Raw genomic sequence first — 16211 nt, 5'->3', positions numbered from 1 at the left:
CTCTTGCTTTATCAGACCATAGTCTTTGGGCCGCTGATCGGCTTCATCATCGCTGGCATGGCCGGAACCCGTTTCGGGCGGGGTTGGCTGTCTGAGACGCTTAGCATGGCTGTCACGACGGGACTATTGTTCCTGTCGGCGATCCTGTCATGGGTCGCCTTTTTCGCGATCGCTTTCGGCGATGCGCCGGACACCGTTATCACATTGATGCGCTGGCTGGATATTGGCGGACTGGAAGCGAACTGGGCGCTGAAGATCGACACGCTTACGGCGATCATGCTGATCGTGATCACGACAGTCTCTGCGCTCGTTCACCTCTATAGCTACGGTTACATGGAGGACGACGACTACAAGCCGCGCTTCTTCTGCTATCTGTCGCTCTTTACCTTCGCCATGCTTATGCTGGTGACATCTGACAATTTCATTCAGCTTTTCTTCGGCTGGGAAGGAGTTGGTCTCGCCTCCTATCTGCTGATCGGTTACTACTACAAAAAGCCTTCGGCCAATGCCGCCGCCATCAAGGCCTTCGTGACCAACCGGGTCGGTGATGTCGGTCTGGCACTGGGTGTGATGACGATTTTCCTGGTCTTCGGCTCTGTCGAATTTGACGTGGTCTTCGCTGCGATTGCGGAGAATAGCGATCGTCGCCTCGATTTTCTGGGCATGAACCTCAACGCGATGGAACTGATCGCGATGCTCCTTTTTATTGGGGCGATGGGCAAGTCGGCGCAGTTCATTCTGCATGTCTGGCTACCTGACGCGATGGAAGGGCCGACACCGGTTTCTGCCCTGATCCATGCTGCAACCATGGTAACGGCGGGTGTTTTCCTCGTCTGCCGCGCATTCCCGATCTATGACGCCGCCCCCATCACGGCTGGGTTCATCACGGCGATCGGCGCGTTTACGGCCTTCTTCGCGGCGACTGTCGGTCTGGTTCAGAACGACATCAAGCGGGTCATCGCCTATTCGACCTGTTCGCAGCTTGGCTACATGTTCTTCGCTGCCGGTGTCGGCGCCTACAATGCGGCGATGTTCCACCTCTTCACCCATGCATTCTTCAAGGCGCTGCTGTTCCTCGGAGCGGGTTCCGTCATTCATGCGCTGCACCATGAGCAGGATATGCGTAAAATGGGTGGCATCTGGCGCAAAGTGCCATGGACCTATACTGGTATGATTATCGGAACACTGGCCCTGACAGGGGTCGGTATACCGCTGCTGGGCTGGGGCTTTGCGGGCTTCTTCTCGAAGGACTTCGTGATCGAAGCTGCCTATGAAATCGGCGCTGCTGGAGGCCATAACACGGCGGTGTTCGCTTTCTGGATGGGCCTGGTCGCCGCTCTGATGACCAGCTTCTACAGCTGGCGCCTGATCTTCATGACCTTCCACGGTAAATTCCGGGGCGATCATCATACGCTCGAACACGCTCATGAGAGCCCCTGGACGATGCGCATTCCGCTGATCGTGCTGTCGATCGGCGCGCTCTTTGCCGGGGCGGCCTTCTATGAGAGTTTCCGCTACGGCGTCGATGGGTTCTGGCACGGCGCATTGCCTGTCGGGGACGCGTATCACGCGCTTGCGCCGACCAATCTCTATGCGGCAGCCGAAGGCTATGAAAGCGCCGGAGATTATAGTGGCGGCCATCACAAATATCCGACCTGGGTCTATTTCGCTCCGCTTGTGGCTACCTTTATCGGCTTCCTGATCGCTGTGTTCATGTACCGCAATGGTGGGACGGAACGCCGTATCGCGGAAGTTCGCGAAACCGGAGGATCACCACTTTACCGGTTCCTGTTGAATAAGTGGTACATAGACGAGCTTTACGACGCGACCATCGTTCGTGGGGCCCGTGCGCTCGGCGATTTCTTCTGGAAGGTTATCGACGTCGGTATCATCGACCGGTTCGGCCCCAATGGCGTTGCCGCTTTCACGGCGGGCGTCTCGCGTCGGCTGTCCCGGATACAGTCCGGCAAAGTTTTCCACTATGCGTTCGTCATGCTGATCGGTGTCTCCATACTGATCCTGATCGGCCTACGCGGTCTGGGAGGGTAAGATCATGTTTTCGAACCTGCCTATTCTGCCGATGCTCGTGATTATTCCGCTGATCGGCGCCCTGTTCCTGTCTCTGGTTTCCCGTCTGACGAGCGATGACGGTCGGGAACAGATTGAACGCAATGCGCCGCGGACGGCGCTTCTGGTCAGCGTGATCGTTCTGCTCCTGTCGATCGTCCTTGTAATTGACTTCGATACCAGCAATCCCGGATTTCAGTTCGTTGACGAGGCTCCCTGGCTGGGTGGCGGCATCGACTTCCGTATGGGTGTGGACGGCATTTCCGTGCTGTTCATCGTGCTCACGGCGTTCTTAACGCCGCTCTGCATTCTGGCATCAGAGACATCGATCAAGACCCGCAAGGTCGATTACATGATCGCGTTCCTATTGCTGGAAAGCCTGATGATCGGTGTCTTCTGTGCGCTGGATCTGATCTTGTTCTACATCTTCTTCGAGGCAGTTCTGATCCCGATGTTCATTATCATCGGCGTCTGGGGCGGGGCGAACCGGGTCTACGCATCCTACAAGTTCTTTCTGTATACGCTGCTAGGCTCTGTCCTGATGCTCGCTGCGATCCTATGGCTCTACGGGGCGTCGGCCGATCAATTCGGCCAGGCGACGACCGATATGCGCGATCTCAAGGATCTGGACATTCCCGGGAATATCCAGACCTGGCTCTGGCTGGCCTTCTTCGCATCCTTTGCAGTAAAGATGCCCATGTGGCCCGTACACACCTGGTTGCCGGATGCGCATGTTCAGGCTCCGACGGCGGGTTCGGTCATTCTGGCGGGCATTCTGCTTAAACTGGGCGGATATGGCTTCCTGCGCTTCTCTCTGCCCTATTTCCCGGATGCATCATTGACATTCGCACCTTTGATTTTCGCGCTCTCCGTAATTGCGATCATCTATACATCTCTCGTGGCCTACAGGCAGACGGATATGAAAAAGCTGATCGCCTATAGTTCCGTGGCTCATATGGGCTTTGTGACGATGGGGATTTTCACCTTCAATCTGCAGGGTATTCAAGGCGGCATTTTCCAGATGATTAGCCATGGTCTGGTGTCTGGCGCGCTCTTTTTCTGTGTCGGTGTCGTCTATGACCGGATGCATACGCGCGAGATCGCCTTCTATGGCGGACTGGTAAAACGCATGCCGATATTCGCCGTCTTCTTCCTGCTGTTCACCATGGCCAATGTCGGGCTGCCCGGAACAAGCGGGTTTGTCGGTGAAATCCTGACCATGATCGGGGCGTATCAGGTTAACCCGTGGGTGGCAGCAGGGGCTGCGCTCGGCATGATCCTGTCTGCCATGTACGCACTCCATCTCTACCGCGAAACGGTCTTTGGCGAGCAGGTGAACGAGAAGCTCGACGTGATCACGGATGTGACGGCACGGGAGTGGTTCATTCTCGGTATCCTGGCGCTCTTCACAATCATTCTCGGTGTCTACCCGGCGCTTGTGACCGATGTGACGGCAGCAAGTGTGGAACAGCTCATCACAGACTTCCAGACCGATACGGCAGTGCCTGAACTGGCCGGAGGGAATTAAGATGGAAACGCTCTCCCTTATGGCGCCGGAACTTCTGCTCGCCGGCCAGACTCTCTTCGTCGTCCTGCTCAGCCTCTTCGTCGCGAATGAGCGACAGGCCGATGTCATGCGCTGGTTCGCCATCATCGTTCTGATCGTCTTCGCTCTGCTTGGTTTCCTCCTGGGGCGTCCGGAGGGTCTGTCTTTCAACGGTTTGCTGATCGTCGACGATTTCTCGCATTATTCGAAACTGATCATCGGTCTAACGGCGGCAGTCGCTCTGGTTTTCATGCGGCCTTATTTCAAAGCCGAGGGACTGGACCGGTTCGAATTCTCCGTGCTGATGATCTACGCCGTACTAGGTATGTCGATCATGGTCAGCGCCAATAACCTGCTGGCTCTTTACATCGGGCTGGAGATGCAGGCGCTGTCGCTTTATGTGATGGCCGCGTTTAACCGTGACAGTCTGCGTGCATCCGAAGCGGGTCTGAAATATTTCGTGCTTGGCGCTCTGTCGTCCGGCCTTCTGCTCTACGGTGCATCGCTGATCTACGGCTTTACAGGGCACCTCGATTTTGCCGGAATTGCGGCGGCGATTGAAACTGACGGCCTGAACCCCGGCATTGTCGGCGGTATGGTCTTTATGATGTGTGGTCTGGCATTCAAGATATCTGCGGCCCCGTTCCACATGTGGACGCCGGACGTGTATGAAGGCGCACCGACGCCGGTCACGGGCTTCTTTGCCTCGGCTCCCAAATTTGCGGCCATGGCTCTGATCGCCCGCCTGCTATTCGGCCCTCTGGAGGATGCATTCATGCAATGGCAGCAAGTGATTGCCGCCTTGGCCATCTTCTCCATGTTTGTGGGCGCGATCGGCGCGCTGATGCAGACGAATATCAAGCGTCTAATGGCCTATTCTTCAATCGCGAATATGGGTTACGCGCTCGTTCCACTGGCAGCAGGAACCGTGTTCGGGCTGAAAGGCATGCTGATCTTCATGACGATTTACGTCATTACATCGGTGGGTGTGTTTGCAACCATCCTGCAAATGCGGATCCGGAACGGCATGGTCGAACAGATTTCCGACCTGTCGGGTCTGGCGGAGACGAACCGGCCAATGGCGCTGGTTCTGACAGCCTTTTTCTTCTCGCTGATGGGTATACCGCCCTTGCTTGGCTTCTGGGGTAAACTGTTTGCGTTCTGGCCCGCTGTCGATGCAGGTCTGTGGTGGCTCGTTGTCGCGGCTCTGCTAGCCTCCGTTATCGGTGCTTTCTACTATCTGCGTATCATAAAGACGATCTGGTTCGATGACCCCGCTCAGGAATTTGTCGATGCCCCCGCCAGCCTGCGTTTCGTTTCGACAGGATCGGCTCTTGTCATTCTTCTGCTGTTCCTGCTGCCCTTCCTGACCATCCCGGCTCAGGGCCTTCTCGACAGCGCTGCTGCAGCCTTGTTCTAGCCGCTTGCAGTTCATTCATCGCGACAGGGTTGGATCGACCCAGGACGAAGCCCGTGCGCTCTATCAGGCGGGTGAACGAGGCCCGCTCTGGGTGCGTGCAGCGCAGCAGACTGCAGGGCGGGGCCGCCGGGATCGGCAATGGGTCAGTGCTGTTGGCAATCTGTATGCGACACTGCTCCTGCCGAATGATTTGCCACCGGCCCAGTCGGCGCTGCATGGGTTTGCGGCGTCTCTGGCAATCGCGAGTACACTGGACGTTTACCGTCCGGTGCAGCCGGTTACGCTGAAATGGCCGAATGATGTCCTGCTCGGGGGCGCCAAGGTTAGCGGTCTGCTGGTCGAGCGAGAAGCCGAAGCGCTTCTGATTGGCATCGGTATTAATCTGGTGTCCCACCCGGACGACCTGCCTTACGCAGCGACCCATTTGGTCGCTGGAATGTCCCCAATGGACCTCGCAGAGCCTCAACCGCTCTATACGGGCGCAGAGTTTGTTCTGGCTGTCCTCTCAGCTCAGGTGATGGATCAGATCGAACGGTTAAGGCTGAGAGGTTTCGATCCGATCAGAACAGACTGGCTGGCACGTGCGCATCATCTGGGTCGACGAGTCACGGTCAACGGCATGTCGGGCATATTCGAGAACCTGGCCCCGGATGGTGCATTGTGTCTAACCCTCGACAATGGCACACAGACGCGCGTCCATGCGGGCGATGTCGCATTCGGGTAAATTATGCTGCTGGTCATCGATAGCGGAAACACCAACACGCTCTTCGCCATCTATAATCAGAATGGCTGGGCGGGGCAGTGGCGTATTGCGACGGACTCCGCCCGGACGGCGGATGAATATGCGGTTTGGTTCTACCAGCTTATGGACATGGCCGGTTTGCGCTTCGCCGATATTGGCGACTGCGTGATTTCCACTGTGGTGCCCCAATCTCTGTTCAATCTTCGCAACCTTGCGCGTCGCCATATGGGTGTCGAACCGGTCATAGTCGGCGAAGTCGGCGTTGATCTCGGCGTGAAAGTGCGTCTGGATAATCCGGAACAGGTCGGCGCTGACCGCCTCGTCAACGCGTTAGGGGCGGCGGTGGTCTATGATGGACCACTGATCCTGATCGACAGCGGTACGGCGACGACCTTCGACATCGTGTCCGCCGATCGGCACTTTGAAGGCGGCATCATTGCTCCTGGCATCAATCTGTCCATGCGTGCCCTGCATGAGGCCGCCGCACAGCTTCCGCGGATCGAAATCAAGCGACCTGCGGCTATCATCGGCACGGATACGGTCTCCGCCATGCAGTCCGGAGTCTTCTGGGGCTATATCGGACTGATCGACGGCCTTGTCAGGCGGATCATTGAAGAGGATGGGCGTCCGTTCACGGTTGTAGGGACAGGCGGCGTGGCAAGCCTGTTCGACGGAGCCAGTGAAACAATTGAGCATTATGACCCGGATCTGACGATCAGGGGACTCCTCGAAATCTGGAAACTGAACGGACCGAATGGCCAAAACTGATACAGACTTTGTCTTCCTGCCGTTAGGCGGATCGGGCGAAATCGGCATGAATCTTAATCTGTTCGGCCATGGCCGTCAGGATCATCGCAAATGGGTCATTGTCGATATCGGAGTGACCTTCGGCAATGCCTCGACGCCCGGCGTGGACATCATCATGCCCGACACGGCCTTTATCGAGGCCCATCGTCACAATCTGCTCGGTATTGTCCTGACGCATGCGCATGAGGATCATATGGGTGCCTTGGCCCGACTATGGCCCCGTCTGCGTTGTCCGGTCTATGCGACGCCCTTCACCATGTGGCTGGTTAAGGACCGCCTGGCCGAAGCCGGTCTGCTGGATGAAGTCGAACTGATCGAAATTCCCCTGAAGGGACAATTTGATCTTGGACCTTTCCATTTCGAGCTCATCACACTGACCCACTCCATTCCGGAGCCGAATGCCCTGGTGATCCGGACCGATCTCGGCACAGTTTTGCATACGGGCGACTGGAAGATCGATCCGAACCCGCAAATCGGCGACGGCGTGGATGAAGCCGCATTGAAAGCGCTGAGCGATGAGGGCGTGCTCGCCATGATTTGCGACAGTACGAACGTATTTTCGCCGGGTGAGAGCGGGTCCGAGGAGGGCGTTCGCGAAGAACTCACACGATTGATCGGTGAATATGAGGGACGTGGTGTAGCGGTCGCGACCTTTGCGTCGAACGTGGCACGGCTTCAATCCGTGATGTATGCGGCGCGTGCGAACAACCGATCCGTCTGTCTGATCGGGCGGTCGATGAAGCGGATGACTGCGGCTGCGAAATCAGTCGGCATGCTCTCGGATGTCGGACATTTGCTGAGTGAGGACGAAGCGGTTGCCATGCCAGCGGGTCACGTCCTTTATCTCTGTACGGGCAGTCAGGGCGAACCGCGCGCGGCTCTGTCCCGGATTGCCGAAGGCAACCACCGGACGGTCAAGTTCAAGCGCGGCGATGTCGTGATCTTCAGTTCCAAGATCATTCCGGGCAATGAACTGGGCATTTTCGCGCTGCAAAACGCGCTGGCCGACGATGGCGTGGAAATCGTCACTGAAAAGGACCGTCCGATACATGTGTCCGGCCACCCGAACCGGGACGAACTGGCGCGCATGTATGAATGGGTGCAACCCGAGACAGCCATTCCCGTGCATGGTGAGCGCCGACATCTTCTAGAGCATGCGCGCTTTGCCAAGTCTGTCGGCGTATCCAAGGCACAACCCGGTCGTAACGGTGAAATGGTCAAACTCGCGCCGAAAGGGCCTGAGGTGATCGACATTGTTCCGAGCGGACGCCTGTTCGAAGATGGCGGTGAGATCGTTTCTGCGTCGGATGACGGTCTTCGTCTGCGCCGAAAGATGGCCTATGCGGGGCATGTCGGCGTGAGCCTTGTCGTCAATGAGAAAGGCAAGATGATCAGCGGCCCGGAGCCTCGGATCACCGGTTTCCCGGAGGGCGAGAACGGTATGATCATGGATGAATTGATCGATGCGGTGATTGATGCAGCAGATGATGCTTTTAACGAGCTGCCATCAAAAGCGCGCAAGGACGAGGACGCTATCGAGGACAAACTTCGTGGGCGTGTGAAACGTATCGTCCGGGACAGAACCGGCAAGCGGGCCGTTGTCGACATTCACGCCCATATCGTCAGAAAGGCGGCATGACATGATCGGACCTCTTAACCATGTCGGTGTCGCCGTTCCGGACATCCGCGAGGCGATAGCTTTTTATCGCGACATCCTCGGCGCGACGGATATCACGGAACCAGAACCGCTTCCGCCACAAGGTGTCAGTTTCGCTTTCGTCAATCTTCCCAGCGGTCAGATCGAGCTGATCGAACCATATGGCGAGAGTTCACCGATCCTGAAATTTCTGGAGCGCAACCCGAGGGGCGGACAGCATCATGTCTGTTTCGAGGTCGCCGATATTCATGTCGCGAAGGCGCTGATGGAGGATCGCGGCATGCGGGTCCTCAATGAACCTCGTATTGGTGCCCATGGTACGCTCGTCATTTTCCTGCATCCGGGTGATAGCGGCGGGGTCCTGATCGAACTGATGGAAACAGCTAAAGCTGGGCACTAAGCCATTCCGAGACCAGCAACATTGTCGAAAAGCTGCAGGAAAGTGAAGGATATCACATGAACTGGTTCACCGGCTTGGCGACCTTCATGATCTTGTGGTGGCTCTCGCTCTTTATCGTGCTGCCGATCGGGATACGCGGGCAGGCGGAGGAGAACGCCATCGAACCGGGTACGGAGCCCGGGGCGCCAACGCGCCCGGATATGGTCCGGAAGGTGATCTGGGCCACCGGTCTGGCCTTGATCTTTTTCGTTCTTGTCGTCCTGGTCGTGAATAGTGGCTGGCTGACATGGGAACGTCTGGGATCATGGATGCGGGGCGAGAATGCGGGGTAATCAACGCTGCAAGCGCTCGCTTGCGGCAAGCTGATCACGCCGCTAAGCGCGCATAATGAAATGCATGGCTGATATGATGGTGGTTCGACCCTCCGTGATTGCGTCAAAGCGCAATAATCCGTGGAAACGCCATGTCTAGCACGCAACAAAATGCGGCATTCGGTGCCGTCGAACGTAAGATATCCATGCGATATTTGCGGGCTAAGAAAAGTCAGGGGGGCGTCGGTTTCATTGCCGTCATCAGCTTTACTTGCATCATGCTCGCAATTGCCGCGATGATCACCATCATGTCGATCATGAACGGGTTCCGGTCCGACATGATCCGCCTGACGATCGGGAGCGAAGGCCATGTCTATGTCGCGACGGCCCAAGCCAGTCCGACGCGTGAACAAGTCGCGGATCTGGAAGCCAGAATGCAGATGGTGCCCGGTGTGGAAAATGCGTTTCAGTTTACGCAGCATTATACAGGCGTTCAGGCCAATGGTCAGTTTGCACTCGCGCAGGTTATCGGGATCGCGCCTGACGATCTGATGGCGTTCGAACTGATTGCCAGCGGAGTGATCCAGGGCGACTTGCGTTCGCTTGGGATGGGCGACGGGTCTGAGCAGGCCATAGCGATTGGGTCTGCCATGGCGCAGGGGCTAGGCCTTCAGGTCGGCGATCCGCTGCTCGTCTATTCCCCGCGAACGCGACAGACTGTATCCGGTGCTGTGCCGATCCGGAAGACCTACACGATAGGCGCGATCTTCGATGTCGGCCTGTTCATCACTAATCAGACCTACATCTATATGGATCTCGACGAAGCCACGCTGCTTTTTGAAGGCGGGCAGGCGGCTGGTGACGTTCAACTTCGTCTTGAGGATCCAGACGAGATCGAGACCCTGCGTGACACGATTTTCGAAGCTGCCGGGCAGCCGATCTACCAATCGACCTGGAAAGACCGCAATCAGTCGACTGCCAGCGCCCTCCGCGTCGAACAGATCGCCATGCGCTTGATCTTCATGATCGTGGTCGTTATCGCAGCTTTCCCCGTTCTGGCTTCCATGATCATGCTGGTGAAGAACAAATCGCGCGATATTGCGATCCTGCGCACTATCGGGACGACACGCAGCGGAATTCTGCGCATCTTCCTCATGAGCGGAGCGACAGTCGGCATTCTCGGAACGCTGGTCGGCCTTGTGGTCGGCGTGATGTTCTGTCTGAACCTCTACCCGATCCAGCGCTTCATCGAGAGTATTATGGGCGTTCAACTCTTCCCGCAGGACGTTTACCAGCTGACGGACCGTATTCCGGTCAAGATTGTCTGGTCGGAAGTCGCCTCGGTCGCACTCTGGGGGTTCCTGATTTCGGCGCTCGCCGTGTTCTGGCCGGCTTGGCAGGCTTCCAAGATCGATCCTGTCGAGGCCCTGCGCTATGACTAGACCTGTTCTATCCGTTCGCGGGCTACATCGTTCCTACAAATCCGGTGCGGGGCTGCTGAAAGTCCTAGCCGGAGCCGATGTCGATATTTTTCCGGGCGAGATGGTTGGGCTGATCGGTCCTTCCGGGTCCGGCAAGTCGACCATGTTGCATGCGGCAGGTTTGCTCGAAAAGCCGAATGACGGCGAGGTCTTCATCAATGGCCGCGAGTGTCTGGCCCTGCCGGATGATGAGCGGACGGCCATCCGCCGTGACCGGATCGGCATGGTTTATCAATTCCATCACTTGCAGAAGGAGTTCACGGCGGAAGAGAATGTCATGATCCCCCAGATGGTGGCCGGGAAGGGCGCCCGCGAAGCCAAGTCGGAAGCCCGCCGCCTGCTGGGCGAGATGGGGCTTGCCGAGCGCCTGACGCATCGTCCCAGTCAGATGTCGGGCGGGGAGCAACAACGTGTAGCGATTGCGCGCGCGCTCGCTAACAAGCCGCAAGTCCTGCTGGCTGACGAGCCGACGGGCAATCTTGATCCGGCGACAAGCGCGACCGTATTCGATCAGCTTTACCGCCTGACGCGACAGGAAGGCGTGGCCGCGCTGGTCGCCACGCATAATATGGAACTCGCCTCCTATATGGACCGTCTGCTGACCGTGCGCGAAGGCTTGATCGTCTCATACGTTCCTACTCTTCCGTCCTATTGAACAGTCTGTTTCTGACGCTCTAACGTATCTCTGCAGTATACTTACGATCATCCTTAATATCCACATTGCGTGCGGCGCGATGGGGGAAACCAATCCCGCTCACTTGACTGCGGAACAAAATAAGAACAGAACAAAGTGGCAGCACCTGAATAAGTAAGGGGATAACCATGATGAAACAGTTCGCGCACGACCTTGGGGCCGCTATCGTTCTCGCAGCATTTGTGACCATGATGTCGGTCTGGATAATGGTAATCGGAGGCTGAACCCTATGATCCGCGACTTCGTTCATCTGAGGATGCGCTCGCCCTATTCCTTGCTGGAAGGCGCGCTGAAGATGAAAGAGACGGCGGATCGTCTTAACAGCTATCGACAGCCCGCAATCGCGATTACCGATACGAACAATCTTTGCGGCGCACTCGAATTTTCAGAGGTCATGGTCGGCGCGGGAATTCAACCGATTATCGGTGTGACCCTGTCCATGGATCTCGAGGGGGAAAGACAGCCCGGACAGTTGCACAAAGACCCTGATGGGTCCCTCGTTCTGCTTGCCCAGAACGAAACTGGCTATGAAAACCTCATGGCGCTCTCATCCGAAGCGTTTCTGGATGTTGACGGAATGGAGGTGCCTCACATCAAGGCCAGCCGCCTGACAGGACGGACGGAGGGCGTCATCGCTCTGACGGGAGGGACGGACGGAGCGCTCGACCGTCTTCTGATCCAGGGACGCCCTGATGAAGCCAGACGCTGGCTCTCCATCTTGGCGGCACAGTTTCCGAACGCACTCTATGTCGAACTGCAACGACACGGCCTGCCGGAGCAGTCACGCATTGAGCCCGAGTTGATCGACCTTGCCTATGCGATGGATTTACCGCTTGTCGCGACGAACGATCCCTATTTCCTGGGTCCGGAAATGTATGACGCGCACGATACCTTGCTCGCGATGAGCGAGGGGTCATATGTCTTGGAGCAGGATCGCCGCAAGCTGACAACCCGGCACTATCTGAAGTCGTCCGAAGAAATGCTGGCGCTGTTCTCGGATCTGCCCGAAGCGCTCGCTAACACGCTTGCCATCGCCCAGCGTTGCGCGTTTCGCGCCCCGAAGCGTAAGCCGATCCTGCCGCATTTTGGCGACGGCAGCCAGTCCGAGGACGACATTCTGTCGGTCGAAGCGCATGCAGGCCTTGAAGCCAGGCTTGAGTCAGTGCCGCTGGCTGAACCGCGTGAGGTCTATTTCGAACGGCTCGAATTCGAACTCAACGTCATTCGGGAGATGGGCTTTCCAGGATATTTCCTGATCGTCTCGGACTTCATCAAATGGGCCAAGGCCCAGAATATTCCCGTCGGCCCAGGTCGCGGGTCCGGTGCGGGCTCTGTCGTCGCCTGGGCCTTGACGATTACGGATCTGGATCCGCTTCGCTTCGGTCTGCTGTTTGAGCGCTTCCTCAATCCCGAACGTGTTTCCATGCCCGATTTCGATATTGATTTCTGTCAGGAACGGCGTGGTGAGGTGATCGATTATGTTCGCCACAAATATGGCGATGGCCAAGTCGCGCAGATCATCACCTTCGGAACATTGCAAGCACGGGCGGTGGTGCGCGATGTCGGTCGAGTCATGCAGATGCCACTCGGCCAAGTCGACAGGCTGGCCAAGCTTGTCCCGAACAATCCTGCCAGTCCCGTCACGTTGCAGCAGGCAATCAATATGGAATCGGCATTACAGGACGCTAGGCGGTCCGATCCGACCGTGCGTCGCCTTCTGGACACGGCGTTATCGCTGGAGGGGCTCTACCGCAATGCGTCGACCCATGCGGCGGGGGTCGTCATTGGCGACCGGCCACTGACCGAACTTGTGCCGCTTTATCGCGATCCGAGGTCCGAAGTGCCAGCGACACAGTTTACAATGAAGTGGGCGGAAAAGGCCGGCCTCGTGAAATTCGATTTCCTTGGCTTGAAAACGCTCACAGTGATCGATCGCTGTCTTGGACTGCTGCGCAAGGACGGTATAGAGGTCGACCTGGCCTCCGTCGATACATCTGTGCCGGAACCGTACAAGCCGCTGGCCGACGGGCTTACGGCGGGTGTATTCCAACTGGAAAGTTCCGGCATGCGGGACGCGCTGCGCAAGCTGGCGCCGGATTCGATCGAAGAGTTGACCGCCATCATCTCCCTCTACCGACCCGGACCCATGCGCAACATTCCGGATTTCATCGAACGCAAGTTCGGGCGGCAGGATATCCGCTATCCGCACCCGAAGCTCCAGGAGTTGCTGGAGGAAACATACGGTATCATCATCTACCAGGAGCAGGTGATGGAAATCGCCAAGATCCTGTCCGGCTTTTCACTGGGTGATGCCGATCTTCTGCGACGGGCCATGGGCAAGAAGGATCAGGCGGAAATGGACCGCCAGCGCGATAAATTCATCGACGGCGCCGTTGCGCGCGGTGTCGATCGGGACCAGGCCGCCGGCATCTTCGATCTCGTCAATGAATTTGCAGGCTACGGTTTTAACAAGTCGCACGCTGCGGCCTATGCGATGATTTCGTTCCAGACGGCCTATCTGAAAGCGCTGTATCCGGCCCATTTTCTAGCCGCGATCATGAGTCTTGACCTCGGTGTTGCCGAAAAGCTGGCCTTCTTCTTCCAAGAAGCGAAGCGCATCGGGGTCGAAGTCCAGCCGCCTTGCGTCAACCGCTCCATGGCTGACTTCGACGTCAAGGACGGGAAGGTCCTCTATGCCCTCGGCGCCCTCAAGAATGTCGGGCTTGAGGCGATGAAACATGTCGTCTCGGTTCGCGAGAGCGGCGGACTCTTCACGGACATTTATGATTTTGCCCGGCGTGTCGACATGCGGATCGTCAATAAGCGGGCCATGGAAAACCTCGCTCGGTCAGGCGCCTTTGACGGGCTTGGCGTATCGCGTGCGACAGCCTTGGCATCCGCCGAAATTCTGCAGAAGATCGGTGCGCTGGCGACCCATGAGCGTGAATCTGCTCAGGTCAATCTCTTCGGGGGTATCGAAGACGCGACGCCCGATCCGGACCTGATCGTACAGTCTGACTGGTCGACTGTCGAAGCCCTGGAGCATGAATTAGGGGCTGTCGGTTTCTATTTCGGCGGACACCCTCTGGATGAGTATCTTTCCGATGATACGCATTCAGTCGTTCTGTCAAACCAGCTCGAAGAGTGTGTGGCCAAGGGCAAGAAGAATTTCCGTGTTGCCGGGATCGTCAGGCGCCGCCAGGAACGCAGTTCCAAACATGGCAAGCGTTTCGCCTATCTGGGTCTGTCTGACCCGACAGGCGAATATGAACTCTTCATCCGCGAAGACCTGCTTTTTTCGAAACGTGATACCATGTCTGCAGGCAACGCCGTGATCTGCGAGGTTCGGGTCGAGGGTGAGGGCGGCGACGTGCGCTTCTTTGCCCAGTCTGTCTCCTTACTGTCTGGTTCCGATCGGTCCGAGACAGGGACGGCTCCGCCTAGAGGCTTGCGGATCCGCTTGCGCGACGCCCGCGCAGAGACGCTGGACGAACTCGAAGCCATGCTTTGCAAGCTGCGGGATGCACCGCATCTGCAATCCGGAGTGATCGAGCTGTCCGCGCCGTTGACCCCGGAACGCGAGGCGCGGTGGCAACTCAGCGGCAGCTGGGCGATCGATCCGGGTATTCGAAAGGCGCTCAAAGCCAATCGGGCGATTGAAACGATTGAAGAGATTGCCGCCTAACGGTCTGACGGTTTGTTCGTAACCGCATAAACTGCTTGCATCCACTGTCCGCGCCGTTATAGCGCGCGCCATCAATTCGCGTGCGGGTTTTGGCCCTGTGCATATAGCGCAGATGTCAGTTCCGGTGGGATCAGATTGTTTTCTGGCTCCCTCAACCCCGCATTCAGGCTAACCGGAAGAAGGAGATATCCAATGGCTCTTCCCGATTTTTCTATGCGTCAGCTCCTCGAAGCTGGTGTTCACTTCGGTCACCAGACTCACCGCTGGGATCCGAAAATGGCTCCGTACATCTTCGGTGCCCGTTCCAACATCCACATCATCGATCTGTCGCAGACTGTTCCGCTGCTGCATCAGGCGCTCAAGGAAGTTCGCGACATTGCCGCCAAGGGTGGCCGCGTTCTTTTTGTCGGCACGAAACGTGCTGCGTCCGATCCCGTTGCGCAGGCCGCACAGCGTTGCGCCCAGTATTATGTGAACCATCGTTGGCTCGGCGGCATGCTGACCAACTGGCAGACCGTGTCCAATTCGATCGCCCGTCTCAAACAACTCGAAGCCATGGGCGAAGAAGTTCAGGGTCTGACGAAAAAGGAAATGCTCAATCTCGACCGTGAGCGCGAGCGTCTGGACCGTACACTGGGCGGGATCAAGGATATGGGCGGAAAACCCGACATCATGTTCGTTATCGACACGAACAAGGAAGCGATCGCCATCAAGGAAGCGCGTCGTCTGGGCATTCCTGTCGTCGCCATTCTGGACACGAACTGTAACCCGGCCGAAGCTGATATTCCGATTCCAGGCAATGATGACGCGGCCCGCGCCATCCAGCTTTACTGTGAATTGATGGCCGATGCTGTGCTTGACGGCATGACCGAAGCCGCTGCGTCCGTCGGCATGGACCTCGGCGCTGCCGAAAACCCCGAAGAGCTCGCAATAGATATGGCTGCACCGGAAGAAGCTGCTCCTGCTACGGAAGACGCTGCCTCTGTCGCAGAAGACGCTGCACCAGCTCCGGCGGCCGAGCCGCTCACGACTAAGCCTGCAACATCCGAACAGATGGCTGAAGTCGCTCCGAAACTGGAAGACATCGCCCTGATCGACGGCATTGGTCCGGTCTACAAGGAAAAGCTCGAAGGTGCCGGTATCAATTCGCTCGAAGTCCTCGCCAATCTTTCGGACGAGAAAGTCGCCGAGATCGACGAGGCGCTGGGTCTGAACGGCAAGCTGAAAGACGGCGATTTCCGTCAGCAGGCCAAAGACATGCTGGCCGGTGGTGCCCCGCGCGCCAAGACGGATCAGGATGCGCTGAAAGCGGCGACCTAAGCCGCCCTCTTTAAAAGACCACGCGCCGCCCTATCTGCGGCGCGAACCCCCTTATAAACAACTGTGTGCCGATATGGCCGC

Annotated in this window: 12 protein-coding genes; all 12 read left to right on the top strand. The window is 57.4% G+C overall.

Translation table 11 applies throughout. The annotated features are described in order from the left end of the window. Positions 1 to 3 precede the first annotated feature (3 nt). The 12 genes from nuoL to rpsB all read left to right on the top strand — a co-directional run bounded on the left by nuoL (position 4) and on the right by rpsB (position 16130). Complete coding sequence (gene nuoL, locus AB6B39_RS10295; RefSeq protein ID WP_284370695.1) at positions 4 to 2049, top strand: NADH-quinone oxidoreductase subunit L; 2046 nt, start codon at positions 4 to 6, stop codon at positions 2047 to 2049. Positions 2050 to 2053: 4 nt separating this feature from the next. Further along, positions 2054 to 3595: an NADH-quinone oxidoreductase subunit M gene (locus AB6B39_RS10290; protein WP_284370697.1), complete on the top strand. Its 1542-nt coding sequence runs from the start codon at positions 2054 to 2056 to the stop codon at positions 3593 to 3595. A 1-nt stretch (position 3596) separates the two neighbouring features. After that, positions 3597 to 5033 (top strand): NADH-quinone oxidoreductase subunit NuoN, encoded by a 1437-nt coding sequence (gene nuoN, locus AB6B39_RS10285; protein WP_284370699.1) that lies wholly within the window; start codon positions 3597 to 3599, stop codon positions 5031 to 5033. A 4-nt stretch (positions 5034 to 5037) separates the two neighbouring features. After that, positions 5038 to 5757 carry a biotin--[acetyl-CoA-carboxylase] ligase gene (locus tag AB6B39_RS10280; RefSeq protein WP_371398557.1) on the top strand — a complete coding sequence of 240 codons (720 nt, stop codon included), beginning with the start codon at positions 5038 to 5040 and terminating at the stop codon, positions 5755 to 5757. After that, complete coding sequence (locus AB6B39_RS10275; RefSeq protein WP_348520165.1) at positions 5758 to 6543, top strand: type III pantothenate kinase; 786 nt, start codon at positions 5758 to 5760, stop codon at positions 6541 to 6543. After that, the gene (locus AB6B39_RS10270; RefSeq protein WP_371398556.1) at positions 6530 to 8221 is read left to right on the top strand and encodes a ribonuclease J; all 1692 of its coding nucleotides are present in this window, start codon (positions 6530 to 6532) and stop codon (positions 8219 to 8221) included. Before AB6B39_RS10275 ends, AB6B39_RS10270 begins: the two co-directional genes overlap by 14 nt. Before the next feature lies 1 nt (position 8222). Continuing rightward, positions 8223 to 8639: a methylmalonyl-CoA epimerase gene (mce, locus tag AB6B39_RS10265; RefSeq protein WP_284370708.1), complete on the top strand. Its 417-nt coding sequence runs from the start codon at positions 8223 to 8225 to the stop codon at positions 8637 to 8639. 56 nt (positions 8640 to 8695) lie between these two features. After that, on the top strand, positions 8696 to 8971 hold the full coding sequence (locus AB6B39_RS10260; RefSeq protein WP_284370710.1) for a DUF1467 family protein: 276 nt from the start codon (positions 8696 to 8698) through the stop codon (positions 8969 to 8971). Between the two features lie 131 nt (positions 8972 to 9102). Next, complete coding sequence (locus AB6B39_RS10255; protein WP_284370712.1) at positions 9103 to 10392, top strand: ABC transporter permease; 1290 nt, start codon at positions 9103 to 9105, stop codon at positions 10390 to 10392. After that, positions 10385 to 11086: an ABC transporter ATP-binding protein gene (locus AB6B39_RS10250; protein ID WP_284370714.1), complete on the top strand. Its 702-nt coding sequence runs from the start codon at positions 10385 to 10387 to the stop codon at positions 11084 to 11086. The genes AB6B39_RS10255 and AB6B39_RS10250 overlap by 8 nt, the downstream gene beginning before the upstream one ends. A gap of 268 nt (positions 11087 to 11354) precedes the next feature. Beyond that, positions 11355 to 14810 carry a DNA polymerase III subunit alpha gene (gene dnaE / locus AB6B39_RS10245; RefSeq protein ID WP_284370716.1) on the top strand — a complete coding sequence of 1152 codons (3456 nt, stop codon included), beginning with the start codon at positions 11355 to 11357 and terminating at the stop codon, positions 14808 to 14810. 192 nt (positions 14811 to 15002) lie between these two features. Continuing rightward, complete coding sequence (rpsB, locus tag AB6B39_RS10240) at positions 15003 to 16130, top strand: 30S ribosomal protein S2 (RefSeq protein ID WP_348520147.1); 1128 nt, start codon at positions 15003 to 15005, stop codon at positions 16128 to 16130. The last annotated feature ends 81 nt before the right edge of the window (positions 16131 to 16211 follow it).

The organism is Algimonas porphyrae (genome assembly GCF_041429795.1).
Classification (GTDB): domain Bacteria; phylum Pseudomonadota; class Alphaproteobacteria; order Caulobacterales; family Maricaulaceae; genus Litorimonas; species Litorimonas porphyrae.
Note: the sequence above shows the minus strand (reverse complement) of the source record. Positions and strands in the feature narration are given on the sequence as shown.